At 60.6% G+C, this 16,835-nt stretch carries 12 protein-coding genes; 9 read left to right on the top strand and 3 right to left on the bottom strand.

Annotated elements, in window-relative coordinates:
• Positions 1-205: 205 nt before the first annotated feature.
• Positions 206-1,153, top strand: coding sequence for an SMP-30/gluconolactonase/LRE family protein (locus ASTEX_RS06375; RefSeq protein WP_013478789.1), 948 nt, complete (start codon positions 206-208; stop codon positions 1,151-1,153).
• On the opposite strand, the gene ASTEX_RS06370 is transcribed toward ASTEX_RS06375, so the two are convergent.
• Positions 1,150-2,307, bottom strand: a complete 1,158-nt coding sequence (locus ASTEX_RS06370) for a Gfo/Idh/MocA family protein (RefSeq protein ID WP_013478788.1) — start codon at positions 2,305-2,307, stop codon at positions 1,150-1,152. The two genes, ASTEX_RS06375 and ASTEX_RS06370, sit on opposite strands and share 4 nt — an antisense overlap.
• A 157-nt stretch (positions 2,308-2,464) precedes the next feature.
• Between ASTEX_RS06370 and ASTEX_RS06365 the strand changes: the two genes are divergently transcribed.
• The gene (locus ASTEX_RS06365) at positions 2,465-3,586 is read left to right on the top strand and encodes a PA0069 family radical SAM protein (protein ID WP_013478787.1); all 1,122 of its coding nucleotides are present in this window, start codon (positions 2,465-2,467) and stop codon (positions 3,584-3,586) included.
• A gap of 141 nt (positions 3,587-3,727) precedes the next feature.
• Here the strand turns inward: ASTEX_RS06365 and ASTEX_RS06360 are convergent, their stop codons facing one another.
• Positions 3,728-4,453: a TetR/AcrR family transcriptional regulator gene (locus ASTEX_RS06360; protein WP_013478786.1), complete on the bottom strand. Its 726-nt coding sequence runs from the start codon at positions 4,451-4,453 to the stop codon at positions 3,728-3,730.
• A 417-nt stretch (positions 4,454-4,870) separates the two neighbouring features.
• Here ASTEX_RS06360 and ASTEX_RS06355 point away from each other — a divergent pair, with 417 nt between their 5' ends.
• The 4 genes from ASTEX_RS06355 to ASTEX_RS06340 all read left to right on the top strand — a co-directional run bounded on the left by ASTEX_RS06355 (position 4,871) and on the right by ASTEX_RS06340 (position 11,988).
• Positions 4,871-6,073, top strand: a complete 1,203-nt coding sequence (locus tag ASTEX_RS06355) for an efflux RND transporter periplasmic adaptor subunit (RefSeq protein WP_013478785.1) — start codon at positions 4,871-4,873, stop codon at positions 6,071-6,073.
• A 158-nt stretch (positions 6,074-6,231) separates the two neighbouring features.
• Positions 6,232-9,456 carry an efflux RND transporter permease subunit gene (locus ASTEX_RS06350; RefSeq protein ID WP_013478784.1) on the top strand — a complete coding sequence of 1,075 codons (3,225 nt, stop codon included), beginning with the start codon at positions 6,232-6,234 and terminating at the stop codon, positions 9,454-9,456.
• Entirely contained in the window at positions 9,456-10,859 is a 1,404-nt protein-coding gene (locus ASTEX_RS06345) for an efflux transporter outer membrane subunit (RefSeq protein ID WP_013478783.1), read from the top strand. The genes ASTEX_RS06350 and ASTEX_RS06345 overlap by 1 nt, the downstream gene beginning before the upstream one ends.
• 121 nt (positions 10,860-10,980) lie before the next feature.
• A complete protein-coding gene (locus tag ASTEX_RS06340) occupies positions 10,981-11,988 on the top strand; it encodes a family 43 glycosylhydrolase (protein WP_013478782.1) in 1,008 nt (335 codons plus the stop codon).
• On the opposite strand, the gene ASTEX_RS06335 is transcribed toward ASTEX_RS06340, so the two are convergent.
• On the bottom strand, positions 11,989-12,441 hold the full coding sequence (locus ASTEX_RS06335; RefSeq protein ID WP_013478781.1) for an Lrp/AsnC family transcriptional regulator: 453 nt from the start codon (positions 12,439-12,441) through the stop codon (positions 11,989-11,991).
• A gap of 129 nt (positions 12,442-12,570) precedes the next feature.
• On the opposite strand from ASTEX_RS06335, the gene alr reads away from it, so the two are divergent.
• The 3 genes from alr (at position 12,571) to ASTEX_RS06320 (ending at position 16,831) form a co-directional block, all read left to right on the top strand.
• Positions 12,571-13,701 carry an alanine racemase gene (alr, locus tag ASTEX_RS06330; protein WP_013478780.1) on the top strand — a complete coding sequence of 377 codons (1,131 nt, stop codon included), beginning with the start codon at positions 12,571-12,573 and terminating at the stop codon, positions 13,699-13,701.
• 3 nt (positions 13,702-13,704) lie between these two features.
• Positions 13,705-14,961 (top strand): D-amino acid dehydrogenase, encoded by a 1,257-nt coding sequence (locus tag ASTEX_RS06325; protein WP_013478779.1) that lies wholly within the window; start codon positions 13,705-13,707, stop codon positions 14,959-14,961.
• A gap of 109 nt (positions 14,962-15,070) precedes the next feature.
• Positions 15,071-16,831 (top strand): DUF885 domain-containing protein, encoded by a 1,761-nt coding sequence (locus ASTEX_RS06320; RefSeq protein ID WP_013478778.1) that lies wholly within the window; start codon positions 15,071-15,073, stop codon positions 16,829-16,831.
• Positions 16,832-16,835: the final 4 nt, after the last annotated feature.

The following is a 16,835-nucleotide window of genomic DNA, read 5'->3' as shown; positions in this document are numbered from 1 at the left end:
AATTCCAATTCTCGTTTAAAACCAATATTTAAATGATACTTCCTCATGTTTTATTTTAAAATTACCCTCTGATGTGTGAGATGCGTCACCTGTCGCGACAGGTGGCGCAGACGCGCTTTTCTCTGTTCGCGCGGCGCGAGGGGTGATAACGTTGTCACCTTATAAAGCAGGGCGAATCCGCGCCCTCCGGACCGAGGAAACCTCCATGATCACACGTCGCCACAGCCTTGCCCTTGGACTGGCCGCCATAGCCTTCCCGCTTCACAGCATAGCGACGGAAGCCGGCATAAGGGGGCTTGGGGGGGCGGGTGATGCGCTGGGCGAAGGCCCCTACTGGTCGGCGGCGCATAAGCGCCTGTTCTGGGTCAATATTTCGGGGCAGACCATCTACGCGCTCGATCCACAGAGCGGCGATCTGAGGACCTGGAAGGCGCCTAAGCCCGTCTGCTTCCTCGCCGATCGTCAATCCGGTGGCCTGATCGCGGGCCTTAGCGACGGCGTCTATGGCTTCGATCCCAAGACCGGCGCCTTCACCCTTCTGGTGCAACCCGAAAAGCGCGCCGATACACGTCTGAACGACGGCAAGGTCGATGCCAAAGGCCGTCTGTGGACCGGCACTATGGACACCAAATGGAAGGAAAAGGTCGGAGCTTTTTATCGCATTGACTCCGATCTGAGCGTCACCAAGGTTGATGGTCCCTATCTGTGCGCCAACGGCCCGACCTTCAGCCCGGATGGCCGCGCCCTGTGGCATACCGAAACGTACGACAAAGAGGTCTTTGCCTTCGACGTGGCGCCCGATGGCACACTGTCGAACAAGCGGCTTTTCGTAAAGTTTGAGGGCGATATTGGCGCGCCAGACGGCATGGCCACGGATGCGCAGGGCGGCGTATGGATCGCTCATTATGGCGGCGGCCGCGTCAGTCGCTATACTCCGGATGGCAAACTGGACTTTTCCATTGCCCTGCCCGCCACTCAGATTACCAGTATGGCCTTTGGTGGGGCCAAACTCGACCACCTGTATATCAGTTCGGCGGCGCAGTTCCTGCCTGATGCTGCGCCGGATAAGGCCGTAGCCGGGACACTGTTTGAAGTGTCGCCGGCCCGGCTGCGCGGGCACACAGGCCTGCCCGCGACGCCTTTCGCGGGTTAAACCTTAACGACGACCCCGCCCTGATCGGCGCTGCGGTACATGGCCTGAATCAGGCGGATGTCGCGCAGCCCCATCTCGCCCGGCGTGCGGTGCGGTGTATTGCTGCGCGCGGCCTGCGAAAAGCCGTCTACCTGCGCCGCGAACTGCGTATACGGCGGCGCAGCGCGCACGGGCGTACCGGGGTCCCAGCCGCGGTGCAGGTTGGCGCGGTTGTCGTAATAGTCCGATGCCGGGTCCATGTTGATGGCGGCACTGGCTCCGAACACCTTGATACGTGATCCCCCGGCATAGCAGTAGGAGGACGAGCCCTGCGCGCTGAGCCCCGACGGGAAGGTCATCCGCCAGTTCAGTCCGCCTTCGACGGTCTTGAAGCGCGGATCGTCCTTCGGATAGGCATAGACGGCAGACACTGTGTCGGGCATCTGATCCGCCATCATCAGGGTGCCGTTCAGCGCATAGATGCCGATGTCGTACATGGAACCGCCACCCGCCAGCGGCTTGTCCAGACGCCACTTCATCGGCGGGTATTGCGGGTCGGCATTGAAGCCAGCATCGCCGGTGATGTAGCGCAGATCGCCCAGTTCACCCTGCTTGCAGCGGCGCTTGACCTCAGTATTTAGCGGTTCGAAATGCACGCGATAGGCCACACCTAACTGTCGATTGGCGGCCTTGGCGGCGGCGACCATGGCTTCGCATTCCTCGACCGTTGAAGCCATCGGCTTTTCACACAGGACATGCTTGCCCGCCTTCAGGGCGCGGATCGTGTATTCAGCGTGCAGCCCTACCGGCAGGACGATGTAGACGCAGTCGATATCCTTGTCGGCGGCGATCTTATCGAAATCGTCATAGCCATAGGTCTTGGCCACGCCATAACGGTCGGCGAGGTCTTTCGCCTTAGTTGGGTTGCCAGACACGAAGGCGGTCATGCGCGACTCTTCGGCCTGAAGAAAGCCGGGTATCACCTGATTGATGGCATAGCTGCCCAGACCGACCACGGCCCAGCCCAGACGCTTTTTGGGTGGTTCCGGCAGATCGACGCCACTCGGCAGGGGCTGACCGGCGGCTTTGCCGGTTGTTTGGGCGGTGGCTGCGGCGGCACTGGCGACCAGCGGCAGGCCACCGGCACCCATTAAAAGCTGTCGGCGATCCATCATGGGGGTTTCCTCTGTTTGAACGTATGCAGTGGTCGCACTGTAAACCGGAATCCAGACAGATGACAACGTTTACCCATTGCCTTTTTTGATCAAACCTTCCGTTCGGATTCGAGATATTTGTTCTTGTTCTGTTCTTTTTTGGTGGTAAGCTCAGGGCATGCCATCAAAGCCCCTGCCTACCCTGCGCACCGAACGCATCACCGATGAAAACGCCTTGCCCGATCGGGTGCGCAAGGGACGCGGCGCGGTGTCGAACCGTCTGAGCGGCCGTTTTGATGCCCCTGATCGCTACGACACAACCGACGGCTGGGATAGTGAAGACCATCCCGATATAGAACGCGTTCAGACCATCCTCGGCATAGACGCCGTGCGTAAGATCATCAGTTATAACGAGTCACCGGATGTGGGATCGAGCCGTTCCATCAATCCGTACAAGGGCTGCGAACACGGCTGCATCTATTGTTTCGCCCGCCCGACCCACGCCTATCTGGACCTGTCGCCGGGACTGGATTTCGAAACGCGCATCTTTCGCAAACCCGATGCCCCCGAACGGCTGCGCGAAGAATTGTCTCACCCCAAATACCGCCCTGCGCCGCTGGCGCTCGGTATCAATACCGACGCCTATCAGCCGATTGAACGGACAGAAGGTTTAACGCGGCGGCTGCTGGAGGTGCTGTGGGAGTTTCGCCACCCGGTGCACATCGTCACCAAGTCGGCCCTGATCCTGCGGGATTTAGATATTCTGGCTCCGATGGCGGCGGCCAATCTGTTTTCAGCCACCTTGTCGGTTACGACGCTCGATCGCCACATCGCGCGGATGATGGAACCGCGCGCCGCCACACCCGCCAAACGCATCGAAACCATCCGCGCGCTCAGCGCCGCCGGCATTCGCGTCAGTGTGCTGGCCGCGCCGCTAATCCCCGGCCTGACCTGTCACGAACTGGAAAACATCCTAAAGGCCGGGGCCGAGGCGGGCGCCATCCGCGGCGGTTATATTCCGGTGCGCCTGCCGAACGAGATCAAGCTGCTGTTCGAAGACTGGCTAAGACTCAACTTTCCAGACCGCGCGGAGCGCGTGCTGAACCGCATCCGGGCCCTGCGCGGCGGTAAGCTGAACGATCCGAATTTCAAAACGCGCATGACCGGCACGGGACTGGAGGCGGACCTGCTGAAACAGCGCTATGAACTGGCGGTGCGGCGGTATGGCCTGGATACGCCACGCACACCGCTCGATTCGACGCAGTTTCGTGGCGGTGACCCGCAGATGCGCCTGTTTTAAAGTGGAATGATTTCTACTGGAATCATTCCGCTCAAGTTCCCATTGAAGCGGCGGCCAAGGTGGCGCAAGCCACCGCCCGGCGAGGGGCTAGACAAAATCTAGATCATTATGTTTCTACCAGAAATCATAATGATCTAGTCATTACCCAAACAGTATCTGCGTCATATTTCCGGCAATCTGGCGCAATTCGTCGGCCGAAGCCCCAGCGCGGGCGCGCACCCCTAGATTTGCGGTAATACCGCCGACCATCTGGGCCAGCGCCTTCGGGTCATGATTAGTGGTTAGGCAGCCGTAGGTTTGGGCATCGGTAAAGAAACGCTCAAAACGGACATCGAACTCTTCGATAGTGTTTTGCAACATCTCCAGGATCGACTCGTGCTGCGGCGCTTCGTTGAGCGCCGTACACATAAAGGCACATCCCAAAGGATGTTCGCTCTGACCAGTATAGGTACCGATCATGATGTCGAAATAGCGCCCGACAATGGTCACCAGACTGTCGCCCTGACCCTTGCAACTCAGCACCGTATCCAGTTGCTCGCTGATACGTTGACGATAACTTTGCATAGATTTGAGATAGAGGGCTTCCTTATCCCCAAACCCGGCATAGAGGCTAGGGCGGTTGACGCCCGTCGCTTCGACCAGATCGTCAAGAGAGGTCGCGGCAAAGCCTTTTTGCCAGAACACATGCAAGGCCTTTTTCAGCACGAGATCAGGGTCGTAGGCGCGCGGGCGACCACGCGGACGCTTACAGCAGGCGCTCGCCTCCAGCGCCTGATCGCCGCAGACATCGGGCAGACCCAGCACCATAGCGTCGGCATCTACGGCCTCGCTCTTATGGATCAGCGTCTCGTAAGGCTGGTGCACCATGGCAACACGATTACTCCCTTTACTGCCCCCTATGTAGCGTGTCCGCTTCCCTGCTGCCAGTCCCCGACACGCAGATGTCATATCTGCCTATCTAAACGCTGGATCATTATGATTTCTGGTAGAAACATAATGATCCAGGTTTTTGTTTAGCCCCTCGCCGGGCGGTGGCTTCGCCACCTTGGCCGCCGCCTCAATGGCGGCTTGAGCGGAACGATTCCAGTAGAAATCATTCTGCTCTAAGATTTCGTCACGCTTTCGCGACTACTGACAATTTTTTGTACCAATTCGCACAAAAATTTGGCAAAGCCTCTATTAATTTGCGAAACAGTACATAAATGGATGTCTGCGGCTCCGGTTCAAGGGCTGTTCCCGGTGCCGCTTCCCTTTCTTTTCCCTTTCTCCCCAAAGGTGACCCGCATGTTGACCCCGTCCGACCTTTACCGGCGCGCGCCGCGTCAGGCGCTCCTGACCGCCGCCGCCATCGCCACCCTGAGCGTGGGGGCCTTCGGTATCTACGCCCTGACCTCCAAAGCCGACGCTCAGGCCACCGCCGCCGCCCCGCAGGCTATTCCCGTCAAGGTCGCCCTTATCGAAGAACAGACCGTCAGCGGCTGGGACTCCTTCTCTGGCCGTCTGGAAGCCGTCGAGCGCGTTGAAATCCGCTCACGCGTGTCCGGGGCGGTAAAGGCCATCCATTTCCGCGAAGGGGCTTTCGTCAGGGAAGGCCAGCTTCTGGTCACCATCGACCCGGCCCCCTACGCCGCTGAGGTCGCCCGCGCCCGTGCACAGGTGCAGGCCGCCGAAGCGCGCCTGACGCTGGCACGCTCGGAAAACAGCCGCGCCGAACGCCTGCTGAACGAGCGCGCCATCTCGCAGTCTGAGGCCGAAACCCGCATTAATGCCCTGCGCAGCGCCGAAGCAGACCTCGCCGCCGCGCAAGCCGTGCTGCAATCGGCCAATCTCAACCTGTCTTACACTCAGGTGCGGGCGCCGGTTTCTGGCCGCGTCGGTAAGATCGAAATCACGCAGGGCAATCTGATCGCCTCCGGCCCCGGTTCAGCCGTACTGACGACCTTGGTGTCGGTCTCCCCCATCTATGCCAGCTTCGACGCCAATGAAGAGGTGATCAACCGCACGCTGGCCGATCTCAACGGCGCCGAATTCGGCAAGGTGCCGGTGAAGCTGGAGCTGGACAACGGTTCCGAACCGCTGAGCGGGCACCTGCAACTGATCGACAATCAATTCGACAGTCAGTCCGGCACCGTGCGCGCCCGTGCCGTCTTCGCCAATACCGATGGCAAGCTGATCCCGGGTCAATTTGTGCGCGTTAAGCTGGGGGAGGCCACGGCCAAGCCGGCCATCCTCATCAACGAAGTGGCCATTGGCACCGATCAGTCCAAGCGCTTCGTCTATGTGGTGGGCAAGGGCAATGCGGTGGAATACCGCGAGGTCCAACTGGGCGGCACGATCGATGGTCACAAGGTGGTCACGGCGGGCCTGAGACCCGGTGATCGCGTGGTGATATCGGGTCTTCAGGCCCTGCGGCCGGGTACGGTCGTCGCGCCACAACTGATCGCCGCCCGCCCGGTCATCGATGCCACGCCAAAGCCGAACGCGTAAAAATCTCCTCCCTGTCGTGCCGCGATGGGAGGGGAATTTCATCGCTTCGTCGCCGATAGCCGCTTCAAATCTCCCTTCGTCAGCCCTGAGGGCTGCAACCTTCCCACTTCGTAGGGAAGAGAGGGATTCTCAACCTCATGCTGCCCAAAGGGCCACCCATGAACCTCTCAAAATTCTTCATCGACAGGCCGATCTTCGCCGGTGTGCTGTCGCTGCTTATCGTGGTGTTCGGGCTTCTCAGCCTGCGCACCCTGCCCGTCTCCGAATACCCAGAAGTCGTGCCGCCGCAGGTGGTGGTGCGCGCCGTTTATCCGGGGGCGAGCCCCGCCGTCATCGCTGAAACCGTCGCTACCCCCATCGAAGAAGCCCTCACCGGCACCGAAGACATGATCTACATGTCCTCGGCCTCGACCTCCGACGGACAGATGACCCTGACCCTCACCTTCAAGTTGGGCACCAATCCGGACCTGGCCCAGCAGATGGTGCAAAACCGCGTGTCTCAGGCCGAGGCTCGCCTGCCCTCAGACGTGCGGGCGCTGGGCGTCACCACGCAAAAGAGCCAGTCCTCCCTGCCGCTGGTGGTGCACCTTGTCTCGCCTAATGGGCGTTATGACGAAAACTATCTGCGCAACTACGCCCTGATCCACGTCAAGGACCGCCTGCAAAAGATCGAAGGCGTCGCCCCGATCCAGATGTTCGGCGGCGGCGAATATTCCATGCGCATCTGGCTCGACCCGCAAAAGGTCGCCGAACGCGGCCTGTCGGCGTCGGACGTCGCCAATGCCGTGCGCGGCGAAAACGTGCAGGCCGCCGCCGGTATCGTCGGGGCCTCGCCCGGACAGCCTGACATCACGCTTCAGATGTCGGTCAATGCGCAGGGTCGCCTGAAGACCGAAGAGGACTTCCGCAACATCATTGTCCGCTCAGATAACGGTGCTGTCACCTATCTGGGGGACGTGGCCCGCGTCGAGCTGGGGGCCGCGGACTATTCGCTGCGCTCGCTGCTGAACAATCAGAAGGCCGTCGGAATCCCCATCTTTGAACAGGCCGGGGCCAATTCGCTGAAAGTGTCTGCCGACGTCAAAAAGGCGATGGCCGAACTTCAGAAGACCATGCCCGAAGGCGTCGAATACCGCATCGCCTACGACACGACCGAATATGTGCAGGAATCCATCGACTCGGTGATCCACACCCTGCTCGAAGCCATCCTGCTGGTGGTGATCGTCGTCATCGTCTTCCTTCAGACTTGGCGCGCCTCGATCATCCCGCTGCTGGCCGTGCCCGTGTCCGTCATAGGCACCTTCGCGGTGATGCACGCCTTTGGCTTCTCGATCAATGCCCTGACTTTGTTCGGCCTCGTTCTGGCCATCGGCATCGTCGTCGATGATGCCATAGTCGTCGTCGAAAACGTCGAGCGCAATATCGAAGCCGGTAAATCGCCCAAGGAGGCCACCTATCAGGCCATGCGCGAAGTCTCCGGTCCCATCATCGCTATCGCCCTGGTACTGGCCGCGGTCTTCGTGCCGCTGGCCTTCATCACCGGCCTGTCGGGTCAGTTCTATCGTCAGTTCTCGCTGACCATCGCCATTTCGACTGTCATTTCGGCCATCAACTCGCTCACCCTGTCCCCAGCTCTGGCGGCACTCCTGCTCAAGGATCATCACGCCAAGAAGGACGTCCTGACGCGCTTCATGGACCGCTGGCTGGGCGGCTTCTTCCGCCTGTTCAACCGCTTCTTCCATCGTTCGTCAGAAAACTACGGCAAAGGTCTGGGCGGCATCATTTCGCGCAAGGCCATGATGCTGGGCGTCTATGCGGTGCTGGTGCTGGCCACCATGTTCGTGTTCAAGACCGTCCCCACCGGCTTTATCCCGGCGCAGGATAAGCAGTATCTGGTTGGTATGGTCCAGCTTCCCGACGGCGCTACGCTCGACCGCACCGAGGCCGCGTCACGCGCCATGACCGATATCGCCATGAAGCAGGACGGCGTTAAGGACGCCCTGGCCTTCCCCGGACTGTCGATCAACGGTTTTACCCTGGCGTCCAACTCCGCGGTGGTGTTTCTGGCGCTCGACTCTTTTGAGGAACGCGGCAAAAACCATCTCGACGCCGGCACCATTGCCGGTGCGCTGAACCAGAAATTTCTGGGCATTGGTGACGCCTATGTCGTCGTCTTCCCACCGCCGCCGATTCTCGGCCTCGGCACCACGGGTGGCTTCAAGCTTCAGCTTCAGGATCGCGGCGCGCTTGGGCCCGAAGCGCTCGATCAGGCCACCAAGGCCTTTGTCGCCAAGGCCTATCAAACCAAGGAACTGGCCGGGGTCTTCTCCAACTATCAGATCAATGTGCCGCAGGTCTATGCCGACATTGATCGCGTCAAGGCCCGTCAGCTTGGTGTCAATGTCCAGGATGTCTTCGACACCATGCAGATTTATCTGGGCTCGATGTATGTCAACGACTTCAACAAGTTCGGCCGGACCTACTCGGTCCGTCTTCAGGCCGATGCGCCCTATCGCGCCCGCCCGGAAGACATTGGTCAGCTCAAGGTACGCTCAGGCAGCGGCGAGATGATCCCCCTGTCGGCGCTTCTGAAGGTCGAGCCATCCTTTGGGCCGGTGAATGCTACCCGCTATAACGGCTATCTGGCCGCCGACATCAATGGTGGCCCCGCCCCCGGCTTCTCCTCCGGTCAGGCGGAAGCGGCCGCCGCCAAAATCGCTGCCGAAGTCCTGCCGCCGGGGATTGAGTACGAATGGACCGACCTTACCTATCAGCAGATTTTGGCCGGTGACTCCTCAGCCATCATCTTCCCGCTGGTCATCCTGCTCGTCTTCCTCGTACTGGCGGCGCAGTATGAAAGTCTGGTCCTGCCGCTGTCGATCCTTCTGATCGTCCCGATGGGCCTCCTGGCCGCTATCACCGGCGTGTGGATTTCGGGCGGCGACAACAACATCTTCACTCAGATCGGCCTGTTCGTTCTGGTGGGGTTGTCGGCCAAGAACGCCATCCTGATCGTGGAATTTGCCCGCGAGCTGGAACTGGCCGGACACAAACCTCTACAGGCCGCTATCGAGGCCAGCCGCCTGCGTCTGCGCCCGATCCTGATGACCTCCATCGCCTTCATCATGGGCGTCCTGCCTCTCGTGCTGGCGCACGGGGCCGGTTCGGAAATGCGCCACGCCATGGGTGTCGCCGTCTTTGCCGGCATGATCGGAGCCACCATTTTCGGCCTGTTCCTGACGCCCGTCTTCTACGTCACCCTGCGCGCCCTGACCGGCAACCGTCCGCTCAAGGCTCACACCCACCCCGATGAGTCCAGCCACGAAGGGATCGACCCCGCGCCGAGCACCCCCACACTGAACTCACATCCGGAGGCACATTAATGTCTCGATATAAACATCTGATACCCTTAAGTTTTGCAGCCCTGCTTCTGACGGGCTGCGCTGGCGAACCCCTGGCGAAGGATGCAGGCCTCACCCCACCGGCGGCCTTCAAGGCCCCGGCCACGAACGAGACCACCACGCCGCCTCTGGCCCAAAGGGCCGACGCCTTCTGGCTGATCTTCAGTGACCCGGCGCTCGACGATCTCGAAGCGCGCGCCATGACCCACAATACGGATGTGGCCATCGCTGCCGCCCGCGTACAGCAGGCCCGCGCCCTGATCCGTCAGGCCCGCGCCGTGCAGTTGCCGCAGGTCAGCGCCGGGCTGCAATCGTCGCGCGCCTCGCAAACGGGTCAGTCGCCCAAGGCCTCAACCCTGCACGCGGCCGGTCTCGATCTCGGTTACGAGGTCGATTTGTCCGGGCGCCTCTTGAAGGCGACGCAAGCGGCGACGCTCGATGCCACCGCCGCCGAAGACAATGCGAAATGGGCGCAACTGCTCGTTCAGGGTGCGGTGGCCGAGACCTATTTCGCCCTGCGCGCCCTGGATGAAGACCGTGCCATCGTGGCCGAAACGCTAGAGGCCTATCAGGGCACGCTCAGCGTCACGCAAAACCGCTACGCAGCCGGTGAAGTCGCCGAACTCGATGTCGTGCGTCTGCAAACCGAAGTTGCCACGACCGAGGCCGAACTGAAGGCGCTCGACCGCCAGCGTGCGCAGGTGGAAAACGCCCTGGGTCTGCTGGTTGGCGACCTGCCTTCGACCTTCCGCGTCGAGGCCAAGGCGTGGGAAACGCAACCCTGGGCCGGGGCCGTGCCGCTGATCCCGGCGGGGCTGCCGTCTGAGCTTCTGACGCGTCGCCCGGACGTCACCGCCGCCGAAAAGATCATGCAGGCAGCCCAAAAGCGCGTCGGCATCGCCAAAGCCGCGTGGTTCCCGCGCCTCAGCCTGACCGCCTCTGCCGGGGGCGCGTCGAATGAGTTGTCGGACGTCTTCTCTGATAGCGCGCGCAACTGGTCGGTCACGGCAATTGTCGCTCAGGCGATTTTCGACGGCGGACAACGCAAGGCCGGCATCGAACTGGCGCAGGGCGATCTGGCCATCGCCTTTGCGCAGTATCGTCAGTCGGTTCTGCTGGCCTTTGGCGACGTCGAAAACGCCCTCTCGGACATTGAAGGCCTGTCCAGCGAAGCCGAGACTCAGGCCACCGGTCTGGCGGCGGCGCGCCGGGCGCTAGACTTGTCGCACGCGCGCTACAAACACGGCTATGTCTCACAACTTGAGGTGCTCGATGCCCAGCGCTCCTACCTGCGTATCCGCCGTCAGGACCTTCAGGTCCGCGCCCAGCAGTATCAGGCAACCGTGCGCCTGATACGCGCTTTGGGCGGCGAGTGGACGGTGTAAACGCTTCTGGGGGACTGTGACGCCTGCCGACCCGCTCGGCAGGCGTTTCTTATGCGCGATAGCGCTTGGAATTGAACGAAATTGCTCTATAAGTCGGACAAATAGCCAAGGGAAACGTCCGATGAAAACGCGCCTCAGCCTCGCCCTTCTAAGCCTGTCGCTGGGGGGCTGTGCCGCCCTGCTCCCAGCCGAGGCGTCGTACATCGCGCCCAAGCCCCTCTACCGCGACCCGGTCTATGACGGAGCGGCAGACGTGTCGATCATCTACGACCGCGCGGCCAAAGACTGGAAGATGTTCTATACCAATCGCCGCGCCACGTTGAAAACGCCCGACGGCGACGTGTCGTGGGTGCATGGCACGCCCATCGGGGTAGCGACCTCAAAGGACGGCGAGAACTGGGCCTATCAGGGCACGGCCGATATCCCGCTGTCGTGCACAGGCGAAACCCTATGGGCTCCGGAAGTCTATGCTGACAAGGGCACCTATCATATGTGGCTGACGGTCGTGCCGGGTGTCTTCAAGGACTGGAAGGCCGGGCGCTTTATCGTTCACCTGACCAGCCCGGACCTCAAAAACTGGACCTGTGGTGAGCGGCTGGATCTGGGGACCGACCGCGCAATTGACGCCAGCGTTCTTCAGAAGGATGGCCTCTATCGGTTATGGTACAAGGATGAGCGCAGGGGCAGCCGCTTGTTTGTACTCGAAAGTCGGGACCTGACCTCATGGGTGCGTCAGCCCGATCCGGTCATCGATGTCAATGCCGAAGGGCCGAAGGTGTTTCAGTTCGGCGGCCATTACTGGCTGATCGCCGACGTGTGGAAAGGGCTTATCGTCCTGCGCTCAGAGGATCTGAAGATCTGGACGCCGCAACCCAACCGCCTGCTGGAACAACCAGGCACGCAAGCGACCGATAATGACAAAGGCCAGCACCCCGACGTAGTGGTCAATAATGGCCGCGCCCTGATCTATTACTTTGTGCATCAATACAAAGCGCAAGAAGCGGCTTCAGATCCCAAGTACGGCCAGCGCACCGTCATTCAGGTGGCCGAACTGAAGATCGGCCCCGATGGCTGGCTGACGGTGGATCGCAATGCGCCAGTCGATGCACGGCTGACCCCGCCGAAGTAGTCACACCGCCCGCGCCAGCACATTGCGGATCGAAAAGCTGGAATGGATACGCTGCACGCCGGGGAGCTTCGATAAGACCTCGGTGTGGATGCGTTCGAATTCGCGCGCGTCGGCAATATCAACGCGCAGCACATAGTCGGCATCCCCGGTCATCAGCAGGCATTCCCGGATTTCCGGATAACGCCGCACCGCTGCCTCAAAGCGTCGCAGCGTCCCCTCGCTCTGACGCTCCAGCGAGATGCGGATAATGACCGCTATAGGCTCACCCTCGACCTCTTCGCCGATCAGGGCCGTATAGCCGCGGATGACGCCACTCTTTTCTAGTAACTGAATGCGCCGCAGGCAGGCCGACGGCGACAGTCCCACTTCGGCGGCCAGTCGGGCATTGCTCATCCGCGCGTTGAGCCGAAGAAGCCGGATTAGGCTGCGGTCCACCGCATCGAGAGGGCGCATGACAGATTCTTTCTCAATACCAACAAATGTTGCGACATGTGACGCATATATGAACTAATCACGTCAAATAGCACGAACATTCGACGATCCTTGCGTTAATCTCACCGTTACTGGCGGAAGGATAGCGGCATGGATCAGGCTCTGGCGAATGAGGCTTTGACAAACGGCGCGGGCGGAATTTTGCGCGTCGATCTTGGCGCTCTGAAAGCCAACTATCTTAAACTGTGTCAGTTGGCGGCCCCTACCCCGGTCAGCGCCGTGGTCAAGGCTGATGCCTATGGTCTGGGGGTCAAGGCGGTGAGCGCCACGCTGCACGCCGTCGGTTGCCGCCATTTCTTCGTAGCCCTGACGCGCGAAGCGTTCGAACTCCGCTCGCATCTGCCCACAGATGCCGCGCTCTATGTGTTGAACGGACTGACGCCCGGCAGCGAAGCCCGCGCCGCCGAAGCCCGGCTGATCCCTGTCCTCGACTGCCCCGAACAGCTCGACGCCTGGGCTGCCGTAGCGCGCCAGAGGGGGCAGACCCTGCCCGCCCTGTTGCAGGTTGATACGGGCATGTCGCGGCTAGGTTTCATGCCCGAAGACCTCAAGGCGCTGGCCACCGCACAGGAGCGTCTTCAGGGCTTGCGTATCGACTATCTGATGAGCCATCTGGCCTGTGCCGATGAGCCCGCCAATCCGGCCAATGGCCAGCAACTCGAAGCCTTTGAAATGGCCTCGCGCCTGTTTCCCGATACACCTTTGTGCTTTGCCAATTCCGGTGGGCTATTCCTGGGGGCGGAATACCACGCCGATCTGTGCCGTCCCGGAATTGCCTTGTACGGGGCCGCGCCACACCTCGACCGGCCCAATCCCATGCAGCCGGTCATTGCGCTCGATCTGGCCGTCCTTCAGACGCGCACTGTCCCCGCTGGGACGCGCATTGGGTATGGCGGCACAGTAGTGACCGACGCGCCCAAACGTCTGGCCACCCTATCGGCCGGGTATGCGGACGGTCTGCCACGTCGGCTGGGGGATCAGGGCGCGGTCTATTTCAAGGGCACGCGTCTGCCGTTTATCGGCCGCGTGTCGATGGACTCTATCATTATTGACATAGACGCCCTGCCCGAAGGCACGCTTAAGACCGGCGATTTTGTCGAACTGATCGGCCCGCATCAGTCGCTGGACGCTGTGGCCGAAGCGGCGGGCACCATCGCTTACGAAATCCTGACCCAACTGGGTCCGCGCTATCACCGTCACCTCATCGTTGCGGAGGGCTGAGGCATGAAGATCGTCGTTCTGGGGGCCGGAGTCATTGGCGTCACCTCGGCCTGGTACCTGCGTCAGGCCGGGCATGAGGTCACGGTCATTGACCGTCAGCCGGGCCCGGCGCTCGAAACCTCCTTTGCCAATGCCGGAGAGATTTCGCCCGGCTATTCTTCGCCTTGGGCAGCACCAGGCATCCCGCAAAAGGCGCTGCGTTGGCTGTTCATGAACCACGCCCCGCTGATCATCCGCCCCAACCTCGACCCGAAGGCCGTGCGCTGGATGTGGCAGATGCTGATGAACTGCAACAACGCGAGTTACAAGCGCAACAAGGGCCGAATGGTTCGCGTCGCCGAATATAGCCGTGACTGCCTGATGGCCCTGCGTCAGGATATCGGCATCCGCTATGATGAACGCACAAAAGGCACGCTGGAGGTCTTTCGCACACAAAAGCAAATCGACGGCCTTGCTAAGGATATTCAGGTGCTGAAAGACGGCGGTGTGCCGTTTGAACTGCTCGATACGGACGGCTGTGTCGCCGCTGAACCGGGGCTTGCGGCCTCGCGTCACAAGATCGTTGGGGGCTTACGTCTGCCCAATGATGAAACCGGAGATTGTTTCAAATTTACCAATGCCTTGTCTGCAAAAGCTGAGGCGGCGGGTGTGGTGTTCCGCTATGGCGTCGATCTGCGCGGGCTGGTCTGCGAGGGCGAACGTATCAAGGCGGTGCAGACCGCCGATGGCGATGTCGAGGCCGATCTGTTCGTGGCGGCTCTGGGCAGCTATACGCCCGCCTTCCTGCAACCGCTGGGCCTTGACGTGCCGGTCTATCCGGTCAAGGGCTATTCTCTGACCCTGTCCATCATTGATCAATCCCGTGCGCCCCTTTCAACCGTCATGGACGAAGCGCACAAGGTGGCCATTACGCGCCTGGGTACGCGCATCCGCGTCGGTGGCATGGCCGAGATCGCTGGTTTTTCGAAGGACCTGCCCGAAGCACGCCTCAACACGCTCAAACACGTCGTTGAAGACCTGTTTGGCGGAGCGGGTGACCTCAATCACCCGAACCTGTGGTCGGGCCTGCGCCCGATGACGCCGGACGGCACGCCGATCATCGGCCCGACGCGCTTTGGCAATCTGTGGCTCAATACCGGCCACGGTACGCTGGGCTGGACCATGTCGTGCGGTTCGGGCAAGCTCCTGGCGGACCTGATCAGCGGCCAGACACCGGACATTGAAACGCATGATCTAAGCCTTAAGCGTTACGCCGCCTGAGAGCTCAGTGCGGGTGCGGTTTAATTAGCTGTTACGGTATAACTCGGATTGCCAAGTTCAAATTATACGGTATACATTTTGGCATTGCCACGCCTCACAGAGTGATCTCATGAAAGCCCTTCTGCGCGCCACCGCCCTGTCTGTCATTCTCGTCAGTTCCGCCCTGCCCGTCTGGGCTGAGGTCGATCCGGCGGTGCAGGCAAAGTTCGAGACGATCTACAAAACCGAATGGGAATGGCGCGGCAAACAGTCCGCGGCCAATGAGGACACGCCCGCCGATCAGCGCACTGGCGGCCTGCCCGACGTCTCAAAGGCGGCTCAGGACAAGAAACTGGCCTATTGGCAGAATGTGCTGAAAGAACTTGATGCGATCGACACCAGCAAGCTGTCGGAAAAGGACGCTGACAATTACCGCGTCTATCGCTTTCAAATCGAAACCCTGATCAACGGGCAGGTCTATAAACTCTATGAACGACCTCTCGCCGGCGATACCTCATTCTGGGCTGATCTGAACTATATCGCCAGCGGCACCTTGCGCACTGAGGCCGATTATCGCAACTATATCAAAACACTCGGCGACATGCCGCGCTATTTCGGTCAGAATATCGACAATATGCGCTCAGGCCTCAAGCGCGGCTTCACCCTGCCGCGTGTTTCGCTGCAAGGCCGTGATGTCTCACTGACGCAAGTCATTGAGGCCAAGGGCGAGGCCAACCCCTTCTATAAGCCGTTCAAACACTTCCCGGCGACTATTGCGGCCGACAAACAGGCCGAACTGAAAAAGCTGGGCCTTGAGGCCATACAGAAGAGCGTTATTCCCGCGCACCAGAACGTACTGACCTTCCTCAATGGCGAATATACGCCTAAGGCCACAACCTCCATCGCCGCTATCGACCTGCCGGATGGTCGCAACTTCTATCAGGCCCAAATCTACGAATACACGACCCTCACCCTGACACCGGACCAGATTCACCAGATCGGTCTGGATGAGGTCGCCAAGATTCGCGGCGAAATGGACGCGGTGATGAAGGAGGTCGGTTTCAAGGGCGATCTCAAAGCTTTCCTGACCTTCCTGCGCACCGATCAGCAATTCTATGCCAAAACGCCGCAGGAACTGTTGGACCGCTCGGCCTGGGCCGCCAAAATGTTCGACGGTAAGGCCGGCGACTATTTCGGCCGTCTGCCTCGGATGCGCTTTGCGATTATCCCCGTGGCTCCGGAAATCGCGCCCTTCTACACCAGCGGTCGCGGCGGACCGGGTGGCTATTGGGTCAATACCTATAATCTGCCGTCGCGCCCGCTCTATTCGGTCATGGCCCTGACCTTGCACGAATCGGCACCGGGCCACGCCTTCCAGATGCCGCTTGCCATGGAAAACAAGGGCCTGCCACCCTTCCGCCAAAGCGGGTACATTTCGGCCTATGGCGAAGGCTGGGCGCTTTATTCCGAGCGTCTGGGCGTCGAAATGGGGATGTACCAGACGCCCTATGAGCGCTTTGGTATGCTGAGTTATCAGATGTGGCGCGCGGCGCGTCTGGTGGTCGATACTGGGATGCACGCCAAGGGCTGGACCCGCGATCAGGCGCTCACCTTCCTGCGTGAAAACACCGCCCTGTCTGAGCACGAAATCACCACCGAGGTGGATCGCTATATCGCCTGGCCGGGTCAGGCGCTCAGCTACTATCTGGGGGAAATGGCCATCTGGAAGACCCGCGCCAAGGCCGAAGCGGCGCTCGGTGAGAAGTTCGATATTCGCGCTTTCCACGACACGGTTCTGGAACTAGGCTCCGTGCCCCTACCGGTGATGGAACAGGCCGTGGATCGCTTTATCGCGCGCGGCGGCACCAGTCCGTATAAGGATGAAAACTGATCTG

Source organism: Asticcacaulis excentricus CB 48, assembly GCF_000175215.2.
Classification (GTDB): domain Bacteria; phylum Pseudomonadota; class Alphaproteobacteria; order Caulobacterales; family Caulobacteraceae; genus Asticcacaulis; species Asticcacaulis excentricus.
The sequence above is the reverse complement of the archived record's forward strand: the minus strand, read 5'-3'. Positions and strand labels throughout refer to the sequence as shown.

Coding starts and splice junctions, on each gene's coding strand:
- ASTEX_RS06375 (WP_013478789.1), top strand. CDS start 206: ATGATCACACGTCGCCACAGCCTTGCCCTTGGACTGGCCGCCATAGCC.
- ASTEX_RS06370 (WP_013478788.1), bottom strand. CDS start 2,307: ATGATGGATCGCCGACAGCTTTTAATGGGTGCCGGTGGCCTGCCGCTG.
- ASTEX_RS06365 (WP_013478787.1), top strand. CDS start 2,465: ATGCCATCAAAGCCCCTGCCTACCCTGCGCACCGAACGCATCACCGAT.
- ASTEX_RS06360 (WP_013478786.1), bottom strand. CDS start 4,453: ATGGTGCACCAGCCTTACGAGACGCTGATCCATAAGAGCGAGGCCGTA.
- ASTEX_RS06355 (WP_013478785.1), top strand. CDS start 4,871: ATGTTGACCCCGTCCGACCTTTACCGGCGCGCGCCGCGTCAGGCGCTC.
- ASTEX_RS06350 (WP_013478784.1), top strand. CDS start 6,232: ATGAACCTCTCAAAATTCTTCATCGACAGGCCGATCTTCGCCGGTGTG.
- ASTEX_RS06345 (WP_013478783.1), top strand. CDS start 9,456: ATGTCTCGATATAAACATCTGATACCCTTAAGTTTTGCAGCCCTGCTT.
- ASTEX_RS06340 (WP_013478782.1), top strand. CDS start 10,981: ATGAAAACGCGCCTCAGCCTCGCCCTTCTAAGCCTGTCGCTGGGGGGC.
- ASTEX_RS06335 (WP_013478781.1), bottom strand. CDS start 12,441: ATGCGCCCTCTCGATGCGGTGGACCGCAGCCTAATCCGGCTTCTTCGG.
- alr (WP_013478780.1), top strand. CDS start 12,571: ATGGATCAGGCTCTGGCGAATGAGGCTTTGACAAACGGCGCGGGCGGA.
- ASTEX_RS06325 (WP_013478779.1), top strand. CDS start 13,705: ATGAAGATCGTCGTTCTGGGGGCCGGAGTCATTGGCGTCACCTCGGCC.
- ASTEX_RS06320 (WP_013478778.1), top strand. CDS start 15,071: ATGAAAGCCCTTCTGCGCGCCACCGCCCTGTCTGTCATTCTCGTCAGT.